The organism is Rhizobium sp. CSW-27, assembly GCF_018760785.1.
In the GTDB taxonomy this organism is placed as follows: Bacteria; Pseudomonadota; Alphaproteobacteria; order Rhizobiales; family Rhizobiaceae; genus Neorhizobium.
The window spans coordinates 1-541 of record NZ_JAHHZO010000075.1; the positions used below are offsets into that span (position 1 = coordinate 1).

The window sequence follows — 541 nt, forward strand, 5'->3', positions numbered from 1 at the left end:
CGTCGCCGAAGCACTCGTCAAAATCCGAACCTACTTTATGCCGAAGCGGGCAAAGCAGAGGTTCTGACCGAAAGCCAGAAACCTATCCGTCAATCACAAAAGCCGTGGGCCATTCGTTGCGCTCACGCTAAAACCCCTCGGCGCTCCCCTTGCCACTGTTGCCGTCACGGTCTGCCTTAGCAGCAGATTCGGACCTGCCGCTCTGGCGACATGGCGTCTTTCCTTGCACAAGCCAGGGTTCTTCTCGCGGATGGCCCGCTGGCCGGATCATCATGATCCCGCCAGTCATTTCGCGAGTTTATCTACCAGCCGATGGCATCAGGTTTTCAGAGACAACTTTGTCTTGCAGAAAGCTTGCTCTTCTGGCGGCCAGAAACGCAAAAAGCCCCTGCATGGCAAGGGTTTGAGCGTATCGCAAATATCGGTGGTTGCGGGGGCAGGATTTGAACCTGCGGCCTTCAGGTTATGAGCCTGACGAGCTACCGGGCTGCTCCACCCCGCGTTATTTTCGACCGGGTTAGTGCCCGGGAGCGATGTCAGG

The 541-nt window shown here is 57.1% G+C and carries 1 tRNA gene; it reads right to left on the minus strand.

Features of this window, described 5'->3' with window-relative positions:
• Window positions 1-425 precede the first annotated feature (425 nt).
• Window positions 426-502, minus strand: a tRNA-Met gene (locus tag KLP42_RS26660).
• Window positions 503-541 lie beyond the last annotated feature (39 nt).